The following is a 21,184-nucleotide window of genomic DNA, read 5'->3' on the forward strand; positions in this document are numbered from 1 at the left end:
GGGCTAGAGGTTGCCGCCCGCGGCCTTCGGTGCCGCTGCGTCCGCACCCGCTCCTCCGGCGATTTCGCGAGCGACGAAGTCCTCGATGTGAAACAGGTTGGAACCGGCGCGGTCGGCGATGCGCACCAGCGTCGCCATCGACGCGACCTCTTCGATCTGCTCCTTGAGGAACCACTGCATGAACTGCTCGCCGAGATAGTCACCTTCTTCGCGGGCAACACTGGCCAGCCGGCTGATCTGTTCGGTGACGGTGCGCTCCTGGCTGAGCGCCAGCGCGAGCGCGTCCCGGGGAGCGTCGAAGCGGTTGCACACCGCATCGACACCGGGGATCTCGGCGTCGATATCCCGGTCGAGCAGGTACTGGACCAGCATCATGGCGTGGTTGCGCTCTTCGACCGCCTGTGCGTAGAAGTGCTTGGCGAGCTGCGGAAGATCCGCGCCGTCGAAATAAACCGCAATTGCGATGTATTGCTGTGACGCGGTGAACTCGCTGCGGATCTGGTCCTGAACAAGTGCGTGGAATTTCGTGTCGTGTTCACCGGTCGTCGTCATGATCGCGAGGATATAGCAGGTCAGAATGCGTTGTCATCGAAGGTAGACCTCATTGAGGTCAGCTTTACCTTAGTTGGACAGCGGTCGTGTGGTGCGCATTACATTTGCTGTACAGAATTTGCTACTGCTTTATTTAGCTTTGCCTAAGCTCAAGGTTGCGGTTTTTCGATCACGTCGTCCGGAACGGCGGCGTCGTTGGCCAGTGCGGTGAACAGCCGACCTGCCGCGTCGCTGTCCCACACCACCACCGCGCCCGAATCGCTGCCGGTGAATTCGCCGATCGGCACCGTCGTCGTCACCATGTCGCCGTGCATCGCCCAGCCCAGCCGGCCCAGATCCCAGACGTGCGCGTCCTGGTCGACGGCCACCGAGTTGGTGGCCGCGCGGGCCATGGGCTGCCACCGCAGGGGGTTCAGCAGCACCTCCGGGCTGGTGGCCCGGTGCAGCAGCGCTGACATGAACGCGCGCTGGTGGATCATCCGGTCCAGATCGGCGCGTGGCGTGGCTCGGCTGCGGACGTAGCCGAGCGCGTTACGGCCGTCGAACTCCTGGCAACCAGCCGGGAGGTCGATCCCGGCCAGCGGGTCGCTGATCGGTTCGGCCGGGCACATCGTCACCCCGCCGACGGCATCGACGAGGCCGGCGAAACCGTCGAAACCGATCTCGGCGTAATGGTCGAGGCGCAGACCGGTTGCCTGCTCGACCGTCTGTGCCAGCAGCGGTGCCCCGCCCAGCGAGAACGCAGCGTTGACCTTGTCCTCGCCGTAGCCCGGAATCGGCAGGTAGGAATCCCGGGGGATCGAGACCATGGTGGCCGGTGTGCCCGAGCCGATCCCGGGAATGTGTACCAAGAGGATCGTGTCGGTGCGGCCGTTGCCGATGTCCCCGCCGGTGGCCAGATCGGCCTGCTGCTCGGGGCTGAGGTTCTGGCGACTGTCCGATCCGACGAGCAGCCAGGTGGTGCCGTGTGCCGCCCCGGGCCGCTCGGGATAGTCGGCCAGCGCCGGAATCCGGTGCAGTGACGAATCAATCCACACACCGCCGCCGATCAGCGCCAGCACGCCGACGAGCAGCACCACGAACACCAGACGGCCCCAGTGGCGTCGCCGGCGGGGCTTGCGCACCGGTGCGGGTGCGGCCGGGGGTCGGGGCGGCGGCGCCGACCTGGGCGGAGTCGGCTGCGAACCCCGGGGCGGGCGCGGTGGTGGCGGCGGCGCGGACCTGGGCGGGGGCTGCCGCGGCGGGGATTGCCTGGGTGGGGGTTGTCTGGGTGGCGGCGGGGTTCGTGGCGGCGTCGGCGGATTCGGCGGCCAGGCCGGGCGGTAGTTCGGGTCGCGCCGGATCACCTGGGACGGCTCGTTGTCGCGGCGGCGCGGTCCCGGACGCCGCGAGCGCGGGTCGCGAGGTCCGCCCGAGGCGGTGAAGTCGTCCACAGCAGAAATGTACGTGCCGCAGGCGTCAATACAGCCAACTGAGATGATCCGCCACCAGCGCGTAGCCGACGAATGCCACCGCGTCGATCAGGGTGTGGGCGATGATCAGCGGCCACAGCCGTCCGGTGCGCTGCCAGGCGTAGCCGAACACCAGGCCCATCACCACATTGCCCAGCCCCGCGCTGTAACCCTGATACAGGTGATACGCGCCGCGCAGCAGACTGGAGATGATCAGGGCCCGGCCCGGGCTGACGTCGAGTTGACGCAGCCGGGTGAGCAGGAACCCCACCACGATGATCTCTTCGGCCCAGCCGTTGGCGAACGCCACACCGAGCAGCATCGGGATGCGCCACCACGTGTCATACAACTCGGCCGGTTCCACGTCGGCGCTCAGGCCCAGCACTCGGGCCAGCACATAGAACCCCAACCCGGGCAGGCCGATGAGCAGGGCCAGACCGAGTCCGCCCAATCCGTCGGCGCGCCACTGCGGACGGGACAGGCCGATCTTGGACGGCCCGAAACCGCTGCGCCACAGCAGGTACAGGGCCAATGCTCCCCAGGCCAGCAGCTGCAGGATCACGGCCAGGTGCAGGCCGAGGTCGATCAGGTCGAACGGGGACCGCTTGGGGTTGAGCGCGACGGTCTGCCCCGACAGTCCGAGCAGCACCGCTTCGATGAGCCGGAGGAACGCGGTGTACGCGCTGAGCCCGAAGGTCACCGCGAGCACGACGGCGATCTCGATCTTGAGCGTGCGGCGTTGCGGCTCGAGTTGATCGTTGGGCCCGGTCACCGAAGCTACGGTAGCGGCGGTGCGGCGGTGCGGCGGATCGTGCGGGTCAGATCCGGCGCGCGCGCAGGCCGTTGAGGAATGGGCAGCCCATCAAGATCCGGATGGCCTGGCTCAGGCCGGTGACGTCGTCGACCGGCTTGGGGAACGGCAACCGGACGTCGTGATCGCCGTGTTCGTTTTCCACCCGCAGTTGCACCCCGTAACGGTCCAGGCCCAGCGGTCGGACCCGCCCCGTGCGCAGTGTCATCGGCAACCGGGTGGCCAGGCGTTCCACCACATCGCGGTGGGCGGACTCCATGTGCTGCAGCCACCCGGATTCCATCGCGCAGAACGGGTCGGGCCGCGCCTGCAGCAGTGCTCCGAGACCGACCGACTCGGCGCCGGTGGCGTCGGCCACGACCACGGACTCGATCTCCAGGCGCATCAGGGCGTGGTTGTCGTTGTCCTGGTCGTCGTTCGGCTGGGGCTTGGAGTTCACCTGCAGCAGAGCTGGATTCGGGTTCTCGGCGGCGACCAGGTCGAGCAGCGCCGGAACCGCGTCGGTCGGCACGTGCTGTAGGCGGCCGCGAATCCAGACCAGGGAGCGCACGGGTTCGCGCAACGGGAGCGGCGCGTAGTCGGTCATCTCCAGCACGGCCTGCACCCCTGCCGAGCCGGCCGCCATCGCCATGCCGGCCAAGGGGCCGTTCTCGGGGACGGTGATCGCGAACGAGCCGTCGTCGAGCAGGTGATGGACGGGTGAGGCGACGGGTTCGATGCCCTCGACCGCGACCATGGCGCCGCCGCCCCGTGCACATGCGCTGCGGATCCGCTCGGCTGTCGTCGGTGTCGCTATGGCCATCTCGCCGCCTTCGAAACTAGGTGAGGAACTTAGGTGAGGTAAGCCTAACTTAACTGGACGGTGCCCGGCGGGCAAGGCTTCCGTGAAACGCCCGCCGGGCGTCATCAACCGATGACGCAGACGCCGACCCGATAGGGTTGGGAGGTGCCGCGCATCGCCTACCTCGGGCCCGAGGGAACCTTTACCGAAGTGGCGTTACTGCAGATGGTGGCCCATGAATTGGTGCCCGGACTGTCGCCGGCGACCGGCGACGGCAGCGCCCGCTTCACCCCGGTTCTGACCGAGAGCACGCCGGGCGCGCTGGCTGCCGTGCGGGACGGCTCGGCGGATTACGCGTGCGTACCGATCGAGAATTCGATCGAAGGGTCGGTGCTGCCGACCCTGGACAGCCTCGCGGTCGGGAAGCCGCTACAGGTCTATGCCGAGCTGACTCTCGACGTTGCGTTCACCATCGTGACGCGGCCAGGACACAGCGGGCCCGTGCAGACCGTCGCGGCCTTCCCGGTGGCGCTGGCGCAGGTGCGTCGGTGGCTGGCCGCCAACTTGCCCGATGCCGACATCGTCCCGGCCACGTCCAACGCCGCCGCCGCACACGAGGTGGCCGAGGGCCGGGCCGACGCCGGGGTGAGCACACGGTTGGCCGCCGAGCGCTGCGGCCTGGACATCTTCGCCGCCGACGTGGTCGACGAGGCCAACGCCCGCACCCGCTTCGTCCTGGCCGGCCCGCCCGGTGCGCCGCCCGCAGCCACCGGCGCCGATCGGACCTCGGTGGTCCTTCGGCTGGACAACACCCCAGGCGCCCTGGTCACGGCCATGACCGAATTCTCGATCCGCGACATCGACCTGACCCGGATCGAATCCCGGCCCACCCGAACCGAGCTGGGCACCTACATGTTCTTCCTGGACTGCGTCGGACACATCGACGACGATCCGGTGGCCGAGGCACTCAAAGCGCTCTATCGACGTTGTACCGATGTGCGATATCTAGGTTCCTGGCCGACCGGAGCGAGCGCGGGTGCACCCCCGCCGCGCCTGGATGAGGCCTCACGGTGGTTGGCGGGCTTGCGCGACGGAACGGACGACTCATGAGCGGACGGCTGATCCTCGTCCGTCACGGACAGTCCCACGGCAATGTCGCCCGGCGTCTGGACACCGTGCCACCCGGTGCCGACCTGACCGATCTCGGCCACGAGCAGGCCCGGAGATTCGCCGGAACGCTGAACCAGCGCCCGTCGATCCTGGCCCATTCGGTGGCCCGGCGCGCAGCACAGACCGCCGCCGGTATCGGTGTCGAAACCGGGCTTGTCCCATTCGAATTCGACGGCGTCCATGAAGTTCAGGTAGGTGAGCTCGAGGACCGCAGCGACGACGACGCCGTCGCCGAGTTCAACCGGATCTACGAGCGCTGGCACCGGGGCGAACTGGACGTGCCGATGCCCGGCGGCGAGAGCGCCGAGGCGGTGCTGGCCCGGTACGTGCCCGTGCTCACCGAGCTGCGGCTTCGCTACCTGGACGACCACGCCTTCGAGAGCGACATCGTGCTGGTGAGCCATGGCGCGGCCATCCGCCTGGTGGCCGCCGTGCTGGCCGGCGTCGACGGCAGCTTCGCCCTCGATCACCATCTGGCCAATACCGAATCGGTGGTGCTGGCACCGATCACCGACGGACGCTGGAGCTGCGTTCAGTGGGCGGCCGTGACACCGCCCTTCTACCCGGAGCCCCACGCCACGCCGGTCATCGACGCGGTGAAGTCCGAAACCGACCCGATGGGTTAACCGGCCCGCTGGATCGACTGGGCACTGTCATTTGCACACGGGCAGCCCACCGACTCACAGTCGAGGCTGAACGTATGCGCTGCTTCCGGAGTGGTGCAGGTGTCGTCGGTGCATTCCGCGCGGTACCGAACGTGGTGGATCACGGTGCCGTGGCAATGCTCCAGACCGGCTGCGCACTCCCGGCACTGGATCGTCATAGCCCGTTGATAGCACTGCGGACCGACAAAACCCGGTTGCCGCGCGGGGTAACCCGCGACCTAGCCCAGCCCTTTGTCTTCGCGCACGCGGCTCATCCCGGCCATTTGTCTTCGCGCAAGCGGCTCATCCCGGCCATTTGTCTTCGCGCAAGCGGCTCATCCCCAGCCCAGTTCGTGGAGCCGCTCGTCATCGATCCCGAAGTGGTGTGCGATCTCGTGGATAACCGTGATTGCCACCTCGTCGACCACATCGGCCTCGCTGTCACAGAAATCCAGCAGGGCCCCGCGGTAGATCGTGATGGTGTCCGGCAGTGAGCCGGCGTACCAGGAATCCCGCTCGGTCAGCGCGACGCCCTGGTACAGGCCAAGGATCTCGGGCTCGTCGGGATCGCGGTCCTCCACCAGGATCACGACGTTGTCGATCGCGGCCGCCAACTGCTCAGGGATCAGGTCGAGCGCATCGGACACCAACTCGTCGAACCGCTGCGAGCTCATCCGCACCGGCACGGCTACGGCGCCGGCGGTACGGGGGCAGGCTCACCCGGAGGCGGGCCCGCAGGCGGCGCCGCGCCGTCGGGAGCCGGCGCGGGACCCTGCTCAGGTGCCGGGGCCGGTGCCTGCTCGGGCGGCGGCGGGTTGAAGGTGTTGGCCTGTGTCGGAGCCGGCGCGGCGGTGGTCGAGGCCTGCGGCATGTGCTGGCCGCTCGACGAGGATCCCGACGAACCCGACGATCCGGAACCCGACGAGCCCGAGGAGCCGGAGCCGGACGAGCCTGAGGAGCCGGAACCGGATGAACCGGATCCCGACGAGGAGGACGAACCCGACGACGAGGACGAGGTCTCGTCCACATCGGGCATCGGGATCGGCGGCATGTTGAGCCGCTCCTCCGGGATGTCAGGCGGCGCCACCGGGGGCTGTCCGTTGATCATCAGCGGTCCCTTGGCGCTGTTGACCAGCGTCGACCAGCCGCCGTTGCCCAACGTGGCGCCGATGCTGCACGACACCTGGTGGCTGCCGGCCGACCAGCTGGGCAGTGAGATCGTGCTGTAGCTCAGCGCCAGCGTGGTGGTGCGCAACTGGACCGGGGCCAGGTAGGTATCGGTCTGCGCGGTGCAGGCGTCCTTGATGAAGTTGTCCTGATCGCCCTCCGCAGGCAACCCGCCCGGGAACTTCTCGGCGAGGTTGACCGCGCCGGTGACCTCCATGGCGTGCGGTGCCGCGCAATCGACCGGGACGTCGGTGGGCTGGTTGGTGGCGGCGTCGATTCCGAGGCAGGTACCCGCGGCCCAGACCTTCGACTGGTCGACGTCGGACACCTTGCCTGCCGACTCCAACTGGCCGTCGCCGGGGCCGAGCAGTTGCAGCCCGCACAGCATGCGCCGCTCACCGGACTGCTTCCAGGCCTTCTCGCCCGACCACAGCAGGCCGATCGTGTACTTGCCGTTCGGGTCGTACTTCGGGCCCAGGTAGCCACGGACCGACGGGGTGCACTGCTCCTGGCTGATCTGCTTGATCCGGTCCACCGACGGCGGCGGCGCACCTGGTCCGTACTCGCTGCCGGGGAAAGTGCGCATGTCGACGGCCTGGGCGACCTCGAAGCGATGGTTGTCCTTGCAGTCCACGATGTGCGCGGCGTCGGGATTGCGGCCGGGCCAGTTCAGGCAGTCGCCGCGCTTGACGTGATTGAAGGTGTCGTTGCCTCGCGGCCCGAGGGCGATCGCGCCCGGCGCGGAGCTCGATCCCTCACCCATGGGCAACGCGGTGATCAGGCCCGCGATGAGTAGTGCGCCGAGCGCGGTCAACAGCAGCGCACGTCGCGTCGACGCGGCCGCAAGACTCTGCCACCACCGTTCCCTCGCGGGTCGTTCGTCCGGAAGAGGTTCGGCGAGCAGGGCCCCGTTCTCGGGGTACTCGGGGTGCTCGGGTGCGTCCAACATTGCCCTCCATTGTGACAGGCGTGTCAGCCCCTGTGACAAGTGATGCGGTTGTAATGTTGCGAGGTTGTGCCCGGAGGCCGTCACTCTTGACCGGCGCCACCTTTTCGACCACCTCAGATGTACGTCTTCGCACTTCAAAAAGTAGGGTTGCGCCCGTGATCGACCTCAAGCTGCTGCGCGACAATCCCGACATCGTCCGTGCGTCGCAACGAGCCCGCGGGGAAGACCCGGCGCGCGTCGACGCCCTGCTGCAGGCCGATGCGGCGCGGCGGGCCGCGATCTCGACGGCCGACAATCTGCGGGCCGACCAGAAGGCCGCCAGCAAGCTGGTGGGCAAGGCGACACCCGAGGAACGTCCGGCCCTGCTGCAGCAGGCCAAGGACCTGGCCGAGCAGGTCAAGGCTGCCGAGGCGGCGCAGGCCGAGGCCGAGAGCGCCTTCACCGCTGCGCACATGGCGATCGGCAACGTGATCATCGACGGTGTGCCGGCCGGCGGCGAGGACGACTTCGCGCTACTGGACACCGTCGGCGAGCCGCGGGCGATCGAGAACGCCAAGGACCATCTCGAGCTGGGCGAGGCACTCGGGCTCATCGACATGGAACGCGGCGCGAAGGTGTCGGGCTCGCGGTTCTACTTCCTCACGGGTGCCGGGGCGCTGCTCCAGCTGGGCCTGCTGCAGTTGGCCACCCAGGTGGCCGTGGCGAATGGGTTCACGCTGATGATCCCGCCGGTGCTGGTGCGGCCGGAAGTCATGGCGGGCACCGGATTCCTCGGCGCCCACGCCGACGAGATCTACCGGCTCGAAGCCGACGACCTGTACCTGGTCGGCACCTCGGAGGTGCCGCTGGCTGGCTATCACTCGGGCGAGATCCTGGACCTGTCCGACGGTCCGAAGCGGTATGCCGGCTGGTCGTCGTGCTTCCGGCGCGAGGCCGGCAGCTACGGCAAGGACACCCGCGGCATCATCCGTGTGCACCAGTTCGACAAGGTCGAGGGCTTCATCTACTGCAAGCCCGAGGACGCCGAGTCCGAGCATCAGAAACTGCTCGGCTGGCAGCGCCAGATGCTGGCGGCCATCGACGTGCCCTACCGGGTGATCGACGTCGCCGCAGGCGATCTCGGCTCATCGGCGGCACGCAAGTACGACTGCGAGGCATGGGTGCCCACCCAGCAGACCTACCGGGAGCTCACGTCCACCTCGAACTGCACGACGTTCCAGGCGCGGCGATTGGCCACGCGCTACCGCGACGAGAACGGTAAGCCGCAGATCGCCGCCACGCTCAACGGCACGCTCGCGACCACGCGCTGGCTGGTGGCGATCCTGGAGAACCATCAGCAACCCGACGGCAGCGTGCGGGTACCCGAGGCGCTTGTGCCGTTCGTCGGCACCCCGGTGCTGGAACCCCGGTAACCGTCCACACCACGGCCCAGTAGAACTGCGGACATGTCGGGGGACAGCGTGGTACGGGTGAGGGTGCTCGGGCCGGTACAGGCCTGGGTGGGCGACGAGCCGGTGGATCTCGGTGCCCGGCTGCAACGGGCGCTGTTGGCGAGATTGGTTGCCGCACACGGACATACCGTGTCCGTCGACCGCCTCATCGATGACCTGTGGGAGGGTGAACCGCCACCCAAGGCGTTGGCGGCTCTCCAGGTCTACGTGTCGCATCTGCGGCGGGCACTCGAGCCGGGTCGGCAGCGACGGGCCCCGGCCCGCATCCTGGTCAGCGCCGCGCCCGGATACTGTCTGCGACTGCCGGCCGATGCCGTCGACTCCTGGCAGTTCGAAGCGAAAGTCACTGCTGCATATGGGGAATCGGATCCACAGCAACGCGTGTGCCTGCTCGAAGAGGCCTTGGCCGACTGGTCGGGAGACCCGTTCGCGGGGGCGGGCGATGCGCTGTGGGCGGCGCCGGAGATCGCCCGCCTGACCGAGCTGCGGCTTGCCGCGTTGGAGGCCCAGGCCGCTGCGCAGGTCGAGCTGGGCCGGTACAGCACCGCGATCGCCGCGCTGGAACGGCATGTCGGCGAGCGTCCCGGCCGCGAGGGCGCCGCTGCCGTGCTGGCGACGGCCCTGTATCAGACCGGACGTCAGACCGACGCGCTGGAAGTGCTGCGGCGTACCAGGGACCACCTCGTCGATGAGCTCGGACTGGAACCGGGCCGCGCTCTGCGTGATCTCGAGCGTGACATCCTGCGCCAGGCAGATCATTTGGAGCCCTCCCGTCCGGCTCAGCCTGCGATCCCGGAGGTCGCCGCGCCCGGCGGTTCAGAATTGTCGGCCTACGGCCGCGCCGAGGAACTCGCCGAAATCGACACTGCCGCAAACGCTGTGGCCGCCGGCAACAGCGCAGTGCTGTGGATCGGGGGAGAGGCGGGATCCGGCAAGACCACCCTGGCGGCCGCGGCGACAGCCCAGTTGCGGGCTGCGGGCTGGCGCACCGTGCTCGGCCGTTGCCCGGAGGTCCACGGCGCGCCGGCAGGCTGGGCGTGGACCGAGGTGTTGCGCGAGTTGCTGGAGGCGGGAGCCCCGGCGGACGACGGAAGGCAGGCGTTGGCACCGTTGCTGCACGACGTCGCCGCGGCCGAGGCGGGCACGTTCTGGCTCGGGCATGCGGTGGCCGACGTGTTGAGCGCGGTCGCGGGCAGCCAACCGTTGGCGGTGGTCCTCGACGACCTGCATCGCACCGACGGTCTGACGTTGGAGCTGCTGCGGCTGGTGGCCGACCGGATCAAGGACCTTCCGGTGTTGGTCATCGGCACCTATCGCCCGTCGGAGGACCGCGGCGAACTCGAGGTGGCGCGGGCGGCGCTGACGGTGCACACCGCGGCACATCTGATTCTCGACGGTCTCGACGCGGCGGCCACGGCGGCACTGGCAGCGGACTACGGACTGACCGCCGCCAGCGGGGAGGCGCTGCGGCTGCTGCGTGAACGCACCGGCGGCAACCCGTTGTTCGTCCGCGAACTGGCCCGGCTGATGGCCGCGGAGGGGCCGGACGCGGTCTGGGCATCGGTGCCCGTCGGCGTCCGAGATGTGTTGCGCCGCAGGTTGGCCCGGTTACCGGGCCCCACCGTCACCGCGTTGCGTCAAGCAGCCGTGCTGGGCCGCGACATCGACGTCGACCTCCTCGCCGAACTGGGGCGCAACGACCCTGACGACCTGCTCGACGCACTGGAACCGGCCGTCCTGCTCGGCCTGCTCGACGAGCCGGCGCCAGGCAGATTGAGGTTTGCCCATTCGCTGGTTCGCGACACGCTCTATGAGGACACCTCCAAACTGCGGCGGTCGCGGTTGCACGGTGCGGCGTTGGAGCTGTTGCGCGCGCCCGGCCGATCCGTCGACCCCGCTGCCCTGGCACACCACGCGGTCGCGTCGGCGACCGCGGAAACCGCCTTGGCCGCCACGGCTTTCGCGACCGCGGCAGCCCGTGAGGCGGATTCGGTCGGTGCCCACGTCGAAGCCGCCCGGCAGTGGCGTGCCGCCGTGCAGATGCTGGAGCTGGCGGCCAGTCGCCGGTTGCGGCCCAGCACCGAGGGGCTCGAGCCCGAGATCGAAGCCCGGTGTGGGCTGATCTCCGCCCTGGCCCAGTCCGGCGACGCCGTCGCCGCGCGCATCGAGTTGAAGGCTGCGCTGCAGCTGCTGACCGGGAAGTCGCGCGACGACCTCATGGTGCGGGTACTGACCGCGTGGGACACCCCGCTGGTGTGGCGGGACCGCGAATACGACGAATCCGATGCGCAGATGATCGGCCTGCTGCGCCAGGTGCTGGCCGGTGGTCCGACGGAAGTCACTGCGGCTGACCGGATCCGGTTGCTCAAGGCGCTCTATGTGGAGCTGGAGGGCACCGATCCGGAGGGCGCACTGGCCGCCAGCACGGAACTGCTCGAGCTGGCGCGACGCGCCTACGCCGAGGACCCGGGATCGTCGGGCCGCTTGTTGTGCACTGCCCTCAATGTCCGGGCGTACTGTGCGCTGGGCCCCGACATCGATGCCGAGCGTGAATCGACCGCCGCCGAACTGCTGCGGACCGCCGAGGCCACCGAGCAGGCCGACTATCAAGCGGTGGCGCACTGGCTGCTGTCGCTGGCGGCCGGTCATCGGTCCGATCTGGTGACCGCGAAACGGCACGTGGATATCGCGGTGGCCCGGGCCGGCACCGGGCAGCTCGTCCATCTCCTCGGCGTGCTGGGACTGTTCCGTGCCCGGATGTATCTGCTTGCCGCGCGATTGGACGAGGCGGTGGGTGCCTACACCGATCTGGCGGCACGGATGGTCGAGAACGGTGCCGCCAACGGAGCCAAGCTGGCGATGGTCGGCCGGGTGACGGGTGAGTTCTGCCTCGGAGACCTCGGTGTGCTCGCCGACGAGTTGGTGTTCTTCTACCGTGAGGTGTCGGTTGCGGCACTGGACGCCGCGGTGCTGGCGCTGATCGCGCGGGGGCGCGAGGCGGAGGCCCGCGAACTGTGGCGCGACCGGCAACCGATCGAGCGGGCGTACTTCTGGCTTCCGTTCACGGTGCTACGCGTCAATGCCGCCGTGGCGCTCGGCGATGTCGAGGAGGCAGAGGCCCGGGCGGCCGACCTCGTGCCCTACTCCGGGCGCATCGCCGGACTCGGTGTCGACGGCCTCATGATGGGGCCTGTCGACGAGGCGCTGGCCGTCGCTGCCGACGCGCTGGGCCGGCCGGAGCAGGCGGGCGGCTACCGGGAGGCCGCCGCGAAGCTGAGGGACCGGCTGGCGGCCGAGGCGCGGCGCTTCATCGACTGACCGGTGGGCCGGCTCATCGACTGACGCCGAAGACGGCTCGCTCCAGGCGCCGGTACCGCAACCCCACGACGGCGAGGATCATCCGCAGCTCGATCCCCACCTGCTGGGCCAGGTGTGTGCGCTCGTCGTCGCTCATCACGGCGAGCGACCGCGGACCCTCGAACCACAACCACCCCGCTCTGCGGGCGGCCTTCTCGACCGTCTCCCAGTCCGCGACCGAGACGTGCTCGGTGATCAGCGGGAACACCGCCATCTCCTCGTCGTTGATGTGTTCGGTCAGCAGGGCCGCCAGTTCGGCCAGCTCGATGGCCATGAGGCCGGCGATATGGCGATCACCCATCGAGAGCCGAAACGCCGCGGCGCGGGCCCGCAGCTGCTCCAACCGCGGGCCCAGCGCGGCGTGGTCGTCGATCAGCTCGCTCAGGTCCACATGGTCGCCCACACTGGCCTGGACCACCGGCCACAGCACCGTGTCCTCGGTGGTGTGGTGATGGTGGATGGAATCGCACAGCAGCTCGACATACCGGGAGATGGCCCGGGCCCGGCCGGGGGTGCAGATCACATCCCGGTCGCGCACCGCCGCGGCCAGGTCTCCCAGGCGGAGCAGGTCGGCCAGCATCGCGCGGTGTGCCAACGCGATACCCAGCAGGTCCGGCGCGGGGTCACCCGCGCGACGAGGTGAGACGGTGGTGCTTGTGGTGGTTGTCGGCACGGGACACTCCTCGGATTCGGCTGATCCGGCGCGGATCGGCACTCGCAGAGCACAGCTTGGTCCCGGCGACTTAAGAGCGACTTGTTACCGGCTTGTCGTGGCCACAGTAGGGTTGCAGCCATGATCGACATCGACCTTGCCGAATTGCGTAACTGGTTCGGCTTCGGCGTGGCCGGTAACTTCGCGGGCCACCTCGAACAGGCCGGGGAGGCCGGGGATTTCGTCAAGGTTGTTACCGAAGGGTACGCACCCAAAGGCATCTTTCCGTGGTACGCGCCGGGCCGGGACGACTTTCTGGGCGAGTTCCCGCTGTCCAGCGACTCCATCGTGATTCCTGACGTCGGCGAGGACCCCGAATTCCAGGGCCCACTGAACCTTCAGATCGAGCCCGAGGTCGGGGTGGCCTGCCGGGTGGTGTGGAACGGCGACACCGTGGTGCGGCTGGAGCCATTCGCGCTCGGCGCCTTCAACGACTGCTCGATCCGCAGGCCGGGCGCACCCAAGATCAGCTACAAGAAGAACTGGGGCCCGGCCTCCAAAGGCGTTGCGCCGCAATTCTTCGAGATCAGCGATCTCACCCCGGACGGTCCGACGGCCACCATGCGACTGGTCTGCTACCTGAGCGAGAACGACGGCGAGCAGCATGCCTACGGGGTGGATTCACCCCTGGTGGGCTACTCGTACTACGGCGAGGTGCTGCTGGACTGGATCGTCGAGCGGCTGGCCAACCAGAAGGGCTCGGCAGACACGCCGTTGGAGGATGTCGGTGCGTTGATGGTGGCCAGCGGCCATCCCGAGAACGTGCTGATCGGCATCGGCGCCACCCGCTACACCCCGTTGGGTGAGTCCACTTTCCTCAAGCCGGGCGACGAGGCGATCGTGCGGGTGTACGACAGTGCCTCCAGCGCGGCATCCGAACTGCGGCAGGTGGTGCGCTCCGCGCGCTGACGCCTAGCGCCCCAGCAGTTCGTCGAGCACTGCGATGAACTCTGCGGGCCGCTGCGGGGTGAACGCGGGGTCGGGGCGAGTCCCTTTGACCTTCAAGGTGATCAACGTCGACTTGAGGGGCCGCCACACGTCCAGCGGCAGCCAGCGGCGCAGGTCTGAACTGCCCCAGATGCGGAATCGGTTGAGGACCAGGCCGAGTGATTCGGCCCGGTATCCGCTGATGGACCGCAGCGGGATCACCTTCGAGGTTCCCGACGGGAAGTGGTAGCGCCGCAACGTGATCGCCTCACGGTCCAACTGGATCAGACCGTCGTCGTAGTACTGGCGCGGGGCGGTCATGACTTGCTGCACCGCAACTCGTGGCCCTTGGTGGTCAGGCATTTGCCGTTGTCCAGGTTCCACTGCCAGCCGTGCAGGTTGCAGGTGAGGGTGTTGCCTTCCACCACACCGAATTTGGACAGGTCGGCCTTCAGGTGCGGGCAACGACGCTGGATTTCCCAGCCGTCGAGGGTGATCGACGAGGAGTCGTCGTGCGCCTCGGCGAACCAGCCGTCGGCGTAGGCGATGCGCTCATCGGTGAGGCATTTGAAGAAGGTGTACAGGTACTCGTTGTAACCGCCCACGCGCCAGGCTTTGAACCGGGTGGACAGGAAGATGGTGTTGACCCAGTCCGGTTCGTCATCCCGCAGCACGGTGCGTACCAGCTCGGGCGGGATCGCGAAGCCGTAGCGGAACTTCTCGTCGGCGATGGGTTCACGGACAAGGCGTTTCGGGAAGTCCAGCACCACGGTCTCGCTGTGGTCGGGGCCGGACAGCCGCAACTCCACCGGGTAGCCGATGCCGTCGCAGATCTGGTCGGTCTGGCTCATGATGGGTTCGAACAGAGCCCGCAGCCCGGGCAGCAGAGGTTCGCCCGCCGCCGATGCCCACGAGGCCTTCTCGGCGGCCAGGACCGGGGCCATGCGCTGGGCGAAATCCTCGATGTAGGCAGCCTTGCCGGTGGTGAAGATCGCCTCCGGGTCCTCGACGGGGTGGGTCAACGAATTGAGTTGCGAGCCGGCGAAATCGGCGGCGCTGCCCGGGATCATCAGCAGCCCACGGTCATGCCCGTGGCGCCGCATCTGGTCCAGGAACACCACCTGGTCGGGGAAGATGTTGGCCGGATCGCCGTGGTCGTCGTTCAGATCGCGCAACTCGGGATCCAGGAAACACGGCGGACCGGCCGAGGGAATCACCCACGTCGCGCCGACCTGCGCGATGTACTGGCGGCATCGGTCCATCTGGCGCTGCCGCTTCTGGATGCCGAAGGCCTCCTTGGCGCGGGCAGGCATGTCGTAGACCATCGGATACCAGATGGCCCCCGAGTACTGCAGCATGTGCACGTCGATCTGGCCGAAATCTGTGTCCAGGACCTCGAGATCTACGGGCCGCGCGTCGTTCATGTTGAAGACGACGGTCTCACCGTCGTCGACCACCAGACCTGAATCGCCGATCGGGCCGTCGGCCGGTGCCCGCAGCGCGATGATCATCACATCGAGGTCGCCCTTGGGGCCGCTGACGGTGTGTTTGACCGAATCGGTGGTCTCGAAGAACCGGTGAAAGCCCAGCGCCTGCAGCTCGCGCTGCAGATCGGGCACCGGGAAGTCGGGCAGCAGCACCACAGCGTCCTTGTTGACGTGGCGGCGCAGGTTTTCCGGATCGAAGTGGTCCTTGTGCAGGTGCGACACGTACAGATAGTCGACATTTCCCAGCGCCGTCCAGTCCAACTGCGTGTTGTCGGGGAACGGAAACCAGGAGGCGAAGTAGGCGGGGTTGACCCAGGGGTCGCACAGAATGCTGCCAGCCTTGGTCTCGATCAGGAAGCCGGCATGTCCGACGCTGGTGACCTGCACAAACGGCCTTTCGATGGAGTACTTCGATGCCCGCCCAGCCTAGCCCGAGTTGGGTGATGCGCCGATCCGGGCTGGGATTAGGCTGGCTACGTGGAACCGGTGTACGGGACTGTCATACAAGTTGCTCGAGCTGCCTGGCGTTTGCAGGGGCTGAAGTTCACGGTGACGGGGGTAGAGAATCTCCCGGTCACCGGCGGTGCGGTGGTGGCCATCAACCACACCAGCTACTTCGACTTCACCTTTGCCGGCTTGCCCGCCTACCTGCAGAAGCGGGGCCGCAAAGTGCGGTTCATGGCAAAGAAGGAAGTCTTCGACAACAAGATCACCGGACCGATCATGCGCAGCCTGCGCCACATCGAGGTGGACCGCGACAGCGGGGCCGCCTCGTTCGAGTCGGCGGTCGACTACCTCAAGGCGGGTGAGCTGGTCGGGGTGTACCCCGAGGCGACGATCAGCCGCAGCTTCGAGATCAAGGACTTCAAATCCGGTGCCGCGCGGATGGCGATCGAGGCCGGGGTGCCGATCGTGCCGCACATCGTGTGGGGCGCCCAGCGCATCTGGACCAAGGGCCACCCGAAGAATCTGTACCGGCCCAAGGTGCCCATCTCGATCGCCGTCGGCGAGCCGATCCAGCCCACCCTGCCCGCGCCGGAGTTGACCGCACTGCTGCATTCGCGCATGCAACATCTGCTCACCCAGGTGCAGGACGCCTACGGCCCGTATCCGCCCGGTGAATTCTGGGTACCGCACCGGCTCGGTGGTTCGGCCCCGACGCTGGCCGAGGCCAACCGGATGGACGCCGAGGAGGCCGCCGCCAAAGCGGCCAAGAGAGCCGAGGCCGGACCCACAGGGCCCACCGGACCTTCTGGACCGACCGACCTCTCGGGGTAAGTCGCGTATGGAACCGGTCTTCCGAAGTTTGGAGATTGCCGCCGGGCTCGTGGTGCGGGCCACCGGAACCCGGATCACCTTCCGTGGGCTGGACAATCTGCCCACCACGGGCGGAGCCGTCGTCGCCATCAACCACACCAGCTACGTCGACTTCCTGCCTGCAGCTCTGGCCGCGACCGAACGTGGCCGCCGGATGCGCTTCATGATCAAGGCGGAGATGGAGCAGGTGAGGCCGGTGGGCTACCTGATCAAACACACCGGGACGATCCCGGTGGACCGCAGGGCGGGAGCGGGCGCCTACAGCGCGGCGGTGGAGGCGTTACGCCGCGGCGAGTTGGTCGGGGTGTACCCGGAGGCGACGATCAGCCGCAGCTTCGAGCTGAAGGATTTCAAGACCGGTGCGGCGCGCATGGCCCTGGAGTCCGGTGTGCCGATCATTCCGCTGATCGTCTGGGGAGCCCAGCGCATCTGGACCAAGGACCATCCGAAGTCACTGGGACGCAAGAAGATTCCGGTGAGCGTGGCCGTCGGCGAGCCGATCTGGGCATCGGGTTCGGTCACTCAGATCGACGACACCCTGCGGGCCGCGATGTCGGCACTGCTCGATCAGACCCATCAGGGCTACGCCGAGCCTGCCGGGGCGTACTGGGTGCCGAACCGGCTCGGTGGAAGTGCGCCGACACCGGCCGAGGCGAAGCTGCTCGACGAGGCGGAACTCGCCGAACGTGCGCGTAAGCGGGCGAGCGAAGCGACAAGGAACGATGGCTGGACGAGCGAAGCGACGGGAAACAGTTGATGGGCGACGAACGGGCGCCGGGGCTGATCGCCACCGACGTGGACGGAACGCTGCTCGACGAGGACGAGAAGGTCACGCCGCGCACGCGGGCGGCGGTACAGGCGGCGGTGGCGGCGGGGACGACATTCGTCCTGGCCACCGGACGGCCGCCGCGCTGGATCGCACCGGTGGTCGAGGGCCTCGGTCTCGCGCCGATGGCGGTGTGCGCCAACGGTGCCGTGATTTACGACCCGGCCACCGACCGCATCGTGTCGGCGCACACGCTCTCGACCGAGGTGCTCGGCGAGCTCGCCGAGATCGCCACGCGGGTGATCCCGGGCGCGGGGCTGGCCGTGGAACGCGTGGGTCGGTCAGCGCACGACGCGGCGACCCCGCAGTTCGTCAGCTCGCCGGGATACGAACATGCCTGGCTCAATCCGGACAACACCGAGGTGTCGGTGGAGGATCTGCTCAGTGCCCCTGCGGTGAAGCTGCTCATCCGCAAGGCCGGCGCACGTAGTGCCGACATGGCCGCCGAGCTATTCAAACACGTTGGGTTACAGGGCGATATCACCTATTCGACCAACAACGGGCTCATCGAGGTGGTGCCGCTGGGCATCAGCAAGGCCACCGGTGTGGCGGAGTTGGCCACCCCGCTGGGGCTCACCGCGACCGACATCGTCACCTTCGGCGACATGCCCAACGACATACCGATGTTGAGCTGGGCCGGGCGTGGTGTGGCGATGGGCAATGCCCACCCCGAGGCGGTGGCGGCTGCTGACGAGGTCACCGTGACCAATGCCGAGAACGGTGTGGCCCACGTGCTCGAACGCTGGTGGTCCTGAGCCGCAACCGGTTTCGGCCGGTCAGGTGATCGGGGTGAAACGCTCCAGTTGCACCGGCTGATCGTCGGGTGACGGCGGGGGCAGTTCGACCGGCACGCCGTCGACGACACGGGTGACCGTCCCCTTCTCGCGGTCGAAGTTCAGCGTGCCGTGCTGGAAGTTCTGCACGATCCACTGGGGTTCACCGATCTCGGAACTGGTCGGCAGGCCGAGGACTCCCCGTTCGAAGCCAAGGGTTCCCCACGCCTCGTAGATGGCTCCGGAGACCGGTTCGGCCCCGCTGTCGGGCGACCAGTACACGGCGCCGCGCTCGAAGGTGGCGTAGCGGGTGGCACCTTCGCCGGCGGTCTCGGGAGAGGTTGGATTGCCCAGCATTCCGGCCGCACCGCCCGCGGCCTGCCACCGGTTGTAGATCGCGCCGCCACGCATCTGGTCGGCCAGGTCCGCGGGGCCGGGCGGCTGGTTGAACCGGGCGGCGATGTCGCGGATGCGATCCATCTGGGCGTACGCCGCGTTGCCTGGGCAGTCGGTGATACCGACATCACGGTGGGTGAAGATCGTCGGCAAAGTGGGGGTGGCTCCGCGCGGGAAGTGGGTGAAGGATCCGCCGGCTGAGGTGAGAACGACGGTGCCGTGCGGGTCGATGTGATCGAGGCCGAGTCGCCAGCCCAGCAGGCGGCCGGTGTTGCGCACCTGGATCTCGGTCGGTGGCACGACGTCGAAGTCGCCCATCATCGCCACACCCCAGGTGTCGATGTTGAAGCCGCCGGTGTGGGATCCCTCGACAGGCTTGTCCATGCCGCCTGCGCGGCCCTCGAACACCTGGCCGTATTTGTCGACCATGGCGTTGTAGGCGATGTCGCACCAGCCCAGCTCGCGGGTGTGGTACTCGTAGATCGACCGGATGATGCCCGCCGAGTCCTCGGGGGCGTAATCGTTGCTACCTGCCGTGTGATGCACGATGCCGGCTCGGATGCCCTTGTCGTACACGGTGTTTCCGCATCGCATCGATTCGTTGGCGCCCCACTGTGCGCGGCTGATGATGGTCGGAGGCTGGCCGGGGTTGATGGCGGCGGTGGGCAGCGGCCCGACGTCGACGGGGGCCTGGGGCGGGCTGATCAGGACCGCGGTGACGTTCTGGCCGATGGGTGCTTCGACGTTGGCCGGTACATAGCCGAGCGCCGGCCCGACCTTCCCCCTCTTGCCGGGAGGTGGCGGTGGGGCTTGCGGCGCGCGGGTGACGGCGATCTGCACGGTGTTGGTACGCCCGACGAATACCGGTTCGGTGCCGCGCGGGCCGGGAGTATCGGCGCCGACCCCGTCGAGATTCTCGGCCTGGTACCAGGGTCCCCAGCTGCCGTCGTCCTTGCGGGCGCGAACCCGCGCCGAGGTGCCGCGCAGGTCCGGCGAGGTGAGCGCGACCATCGAGAACGGGGTGTCCTGATGGACCTCGCGGATGCTCTCACCGACCGTGAGATTGTCGAGTGGTTGCTGTGTGAGCTGCGGCGCAGCGTCTGATGCAGTTTGATGTTCGCCGGAATCGGATCCGGAGATGGCCCACGGCACGATCACAACCGTCGCCGCAAGTGCGGTGAAGAGAATCGACGGCGCGGAGCGGCGGGACTGCACGGACTGATGTTACGTATGAGTCTGGTGTTACGAATGATTCGACACGGCCCGCGCGTCGCCTTTCGCACGCAACGGCACCGCAGAGCCGATGGCTTCTGCGGTGCCGTTCTTTCAACCGGGCTTACTTACTAGGCGGGCGGCGGCGGGACCGGGGCCGGGGCCGCGGGCACCGGCGGCTTCATCGCCGAGGTGATCGCCGGCATGACCATGCCCTTGAGCAGATCGATGGCCTGGCCGGCGCCGAGCTGGTTGGCCGCGCTGGACAGGTCGCCGAACAGTCCGCCACCGCCGCTGCTGGTGGCGGGCATCGCGGCCAAGGACGGGTCGGCGCCCAGCAGCGGGTAGGTGCCCGCACTGGGATCCAGCCCGATCGGAGCCGAGATCGGCACCTCGCCCGGGGCTCCCAGGCCACCGCTCAGGGCCGGGTCCAGGCCCGTCGGCGAGGTCAGGCCCCCGCCCAGGCCTGCCGGGGTCGTGGTCAGCCCGCCCGGTGCGGCGCCGGCCGGCGTCAGTGCCGGGTTGGTCAGCGAGCCGGTCCCCGGCGGGGTGAGCGCCGGGTTGGTCAACCCGCCGGGTGCGGCCGGAAGGCCGGCGGTCGGCGAGGTCAAGCTCGGCGTCGCGCCATTGGGGCTGGTCAGCGCGGCGTCAGGGGACGTCAGGCCCGGTGAGGCGAGCCCCGGCGAAGTGAGTCCGGGTGACGTGAGCCCTGGCGAGGTCAGTCCGGGTGAGGTGAGACCCGGGTCGGTCAGGCCCGGCGCGGTCAACCCCGGTGACGTCAGACCCGGCGACGCCAGGCCCGGCGAGGTCAGGGTCGGCGAGCCGAGGGTCGGGGCCGGGGTGGAACTGTTGAGAAACGGCATCGGCGGCAGGTTGACGCCGAACTGGGACAGGCCCTGCGACAGTGCGGACATCAGTTCGCCCGGCAGGTCGGTGACCAGCGCTGCCTGGGTGAACTCGCGCTCCTGCGGCGCGGGGGACAGCTGCGACATGGCAACTAGGGCGACTGGACTTGCGACTGCCACTGCGGCGACTGCGCTCATGGCTGTCGAGAGCTTGCGTCGACGGCGGTTCGGCACGGAAGTCTCCTCAATATGTTTGCAGTTAAGGACTGCATTTCGGATTGCACGGGGTGCTCTCCGCTTGCTTCATCGGCGGTTCCGGACCAGGTGGTGTGGAGCCCATGAATGCCAACGAGATC

The 21,184-nt window shown here is 68.3% G+C and carries 20 protein-coding genes; 8 read left to right on the forward strand and 12 right to left on the reverse strand.

Annotated features, from left to right (window positions below; genetic code table 11):
* Positions 1-3 precede the first annotated feature (3 nt).
* From AC4ELS_RS16135 to AC4ELS_RS16150, 4 genes are all read right to left on the reverse strand, one after another.
* The gene (locus AC4ELS_RS16135; protein ID WP_448446113.1) at positions 4-552 is read right to left on the reverse strand and encodes a ferritin; all 549 of its coding nucleotides are present in this window, start codon (positions 550-552) and stop codon (positions 4-6) included.
* A 149-nt stretch (positions 553-701) separates the two neighbouring features.
* Complete coding sequence (locus tag AC4ELS_RS16140) at positions 702-1,985, reverse strand: LCP family protein (protein WP_448446115.1); 1,284 nt, start codon at positions 1,983-1,985, stop codon at positions 702-704.
* A 25-nt stretch (positions 1,986-2,010) separates the two neighbouring features.
* Positions 2,011-2,775: a CPBP family intramembrane glutamic endopeptidase gene (locus AC4ELS_RS16145; RefSeq protein WP_448446117.1), complete on the reverse strand. Its 765-nt coding sequence runs from the start codon at positions 2,773-2,775 to the stop codon at positions 2,011-2,013.
* A gap of 46 nt (positions 2,776-2,821) precedes the next feature.
* Entirely contained in the window at positions 2,822-3,616 is a 795-nt protein-coding gene (locus tag AC4ELS_RS16150) for a DUF2470 domain-containing protein (protein ID WP_064882819.1), read from the reverse strand.
* 144 nt (positions 3,617-3,760) lie between these two features.
* Between AC4ELS_RS16150 and pheA the strand changes: the two genes are divergently transcribed.
* Together pheA and AC4ELS_RS16160 are read left to right on the forward strand one after the other, a co-directional pair.
* Positions 3,761-4,705 (forward strand): prephenate dehydratase, encoded by a 945-nt coding sequence (pheA, locus tag AC4ELS_RS16155; protein WP_064882817.1) that lies wholly within the window; start codon positions 3,761-3,763, stop codon positions 4,703-4,705.
* Positions 4,702-5,391, forward strand: a complete 690-nt coding sequence (locus AC4ELS_RS16160) for a histidine phosphatase family protein (RefSeq protein WP_064882815.1) — start codon at positions 4,702-4,704, stop codon at positions 5,389-5,391. Before pheA ends, AC4ELS_RS16160 begins: the two co-directional genes overlap by 4 nt.
* Here the strand turns inward: AC4ELS_RS16160 and AC4ELS_RS16165 are convergent.
* The 3 genes from AC4ELS_RS16165 to AC4ELS_RS16175 form a co-directional block, all read right to left on the reverse strand.
* Complete coding sequence (locus AC4ELS_RS16165; protein WP_064882813.1) at positions 5,388-5,588, reverse strand: hypothetical protein; 201 nt, start codon at positions 5,586-5,588, stop codon at positions 5,388-5,390. The genes AC4ELS_RS16160 and AC4ELS_RS16165 overlap by 4 nt on opposite strands.
* 156 nt (positions 5,589-5,744) lie before the next feature.
* Entirely contained in the window at positions 5,745-6,095 is a 351-nt protein-coding gene (locus tag AC4ELS_RS16170) for a metallopeptidase family protein (protein WP_448446120.1), read from the reverse strand.
* Between the two features lie 2 nt (positions 6,096-6,097).
* Positions 6,098-7,525, reverse strand: coding sequence for a septum formation family protein (locus tag AC4ELS_RS16175; RefSeq protein ID WP_448446122.1), 1,428 nt, complete (start codon positions 7,523-7,525; stop codon positions 6,098-6,100).
* A 155-nt stretch (positions 7,526-7,680) separates the two neighbouring features.
* On the opposite strand from AC4ELS_RS16175, the gene serS reads away from it, so the two are divergent.
* Together serS and AC4ELS_RS16185 are read left to right on the forward strand one after the other, a co-directional pair.
* Positions 7,681-8,937, forward strand: a complete 1,257-nt coding sequence (gene serS, locus AC4ELS_RS16180) for a serine--tRNA ligase (protein ID WP_448446124.1) — start codon at positions 7,681-7,683, stop codon at positions 8,935-8,937.
* Positions 8,938-8,970: 33 nt separating this feature from the next.
* Positions 8,971-12,294 (forward strand): ATP-binding protein, encoded by a 3,324-nt coding sequence (locus tag AC4ELS_RS16185; RefSeq protein WP_499048135.1) that lies wholly within the window; start codon positions 8,971-8,973, stop codon positions 12,292-12,294.
* Positions 12,295-12,307: 13 nt separating this feature from the next.
* Here the strand turns inward: AC4ELS_RS16185 and AC4ELS_RS16190 are convergent, their stop codons facing one another.
* Positions 12,308-13,006, reverse strand: coding sequence for a hemerythrin domain-containing protein (locus AC4ELS_RS16190; protein WP_499048137.1), 699 nt, complete (start codon positions 13,004-13,006; stop codon positions 12,308-12,310).
* Positions 13,007-13,126: 120 nt separating this feature from the next.
* Here AC4ELS_RS16190 and AC4ELS_RS16195 point away from each other — a divergent pair, with 120 nt between their 5' ends.
* Positions 13,127-13,954 (forward strand): DUF5718 family protein, encoded by an 828-nt coding sequence (locus tag AC4ELS_RS16195; protein ID WP_499048138.1) that lies wholly within the window; start codon positions 13,127-13,129, stop codon positions 13,952-13,954.
* Between the two features lie 3 nt (positions 13,955-13,957).
* On the opposite strand, the gene AC4ELS_RS16200 is transcribed toward AC4ELS_RS16195, so the two are convergent.
* Both AC4ELS_RS16200 and AC4ELS_RS16205 read right to left on the reverse strand, forming a co-directional pair.
* Entirely contained in the window at positions 13,958-14,293 is a 336-nt protein-coding gene (locus AC4ELS_RS16200; protein WP_448446133.1) for a hypothetical protein, read from the reverse strand.
* A complete protein-coding gene (locus tag AC4ELS_RS16205; RefSeq protein WP_448446135.1) occupies positions 14,290-15,846 on the reverse strand; it encodes a Rieske 2Fe-2S domain-containing protein in 1,557 nt (518 codons plus the stop codon). The genes AC4ELS_RS16200 and AC4ELS_RS16205 overlap by 4 nt, the downstream gene beginning before the upstream one ends.
* Before the next feature lie 90 nt (positions 15,847-15,936).
* Between AC4ELS_RS16205 and AC4ELS_RS16210 the strand changes: the two genes are divergently transcribed.
* From AC4ELS_RS16210 to AC4ELS_RS16220, 3 genes are read left to right on the forward strand one after another with little or no spacing between them, the layout of a single operon-like run.
* Positions 15,937-16,737 carry a lysophospholipid acyltransferase family protein gene (locus AC4ELS_RS16210; RefSeq protein ID WP_448446137.1) on the forward strand — a complete coding sequence of 267 codons (801 nt, stop codon included), beginning with the start codon at positions 15,937-15,939 and terminating at the stop codon, positions 16,735-16,737.
* Positions 16,738-16,744: 7 nt separating this feature from the next.
* The gene (locus AC4ELS_RS16215; protein WP_448446139.1) at positions 16,745-17,533 is read left to right on the forward strand and encodes a lysophospholipid acyltransferase family protein; all 789 of its coding nucleotides are present in this window, start codon (positions 16,745-16,747) and stop codon (positions 17,531-17,533) included.
* Entirely contained in the window at positions 17,533-18,357 is an 825-nt protein-coding gene (locus tag AC4ELS_RS16220) for an HAD family hydrolase (RefSeq protein ID WP_499048140.1), read from the forward strand. The genes AC4ELS_RS16215 and AC4ELS_RS16220 overlap by 1 nt, the downstream gene beginning before the upstream one ends.
* Before the next feature lie 21 nt (positions 18,358-18,378).
* On the opposite strand, the gene AC4ELS_RS16225 is transcribed toward AC4ELS_RS16220, so the two are convergent.
* Both AC4ELS_RS16225 and AC4ELS_RS16230 read right to left on the reverse strand, forming a co-directional pair.
* On the reverse strand, positions 18,379-19,986 hold the full coding sequence (locus AC4ELS_RS16225) for an N-acetylmuramoyl-L-alanine amidase (protein WP_448446144.1): 1,608 nt from the start codon (positions 19,984-19,986) through the stop codon (positions 18,379-18,381).
* A 128-nt stretch (positions 19,987-20,114) separates the two neighbouring features.
* Positions 20,115-21,062 carry a hypothetical protein gene (locus tag AC4ELS_RS16230; protein ID WP_064882791.1) on the reverse strand — a complete coding sequence of 316 codons (948 nt, stop codon included), beginning with the start codon at positions 21,060-21,062 and terminating at the stop codon, positions 20,115-20,117.
* Between the last annotated feature and the right edge of the window lie 122 nt (positions 21,063-21,184).

This window comes from Mycobacterium shunyiense, assembly GCF_058270035.1.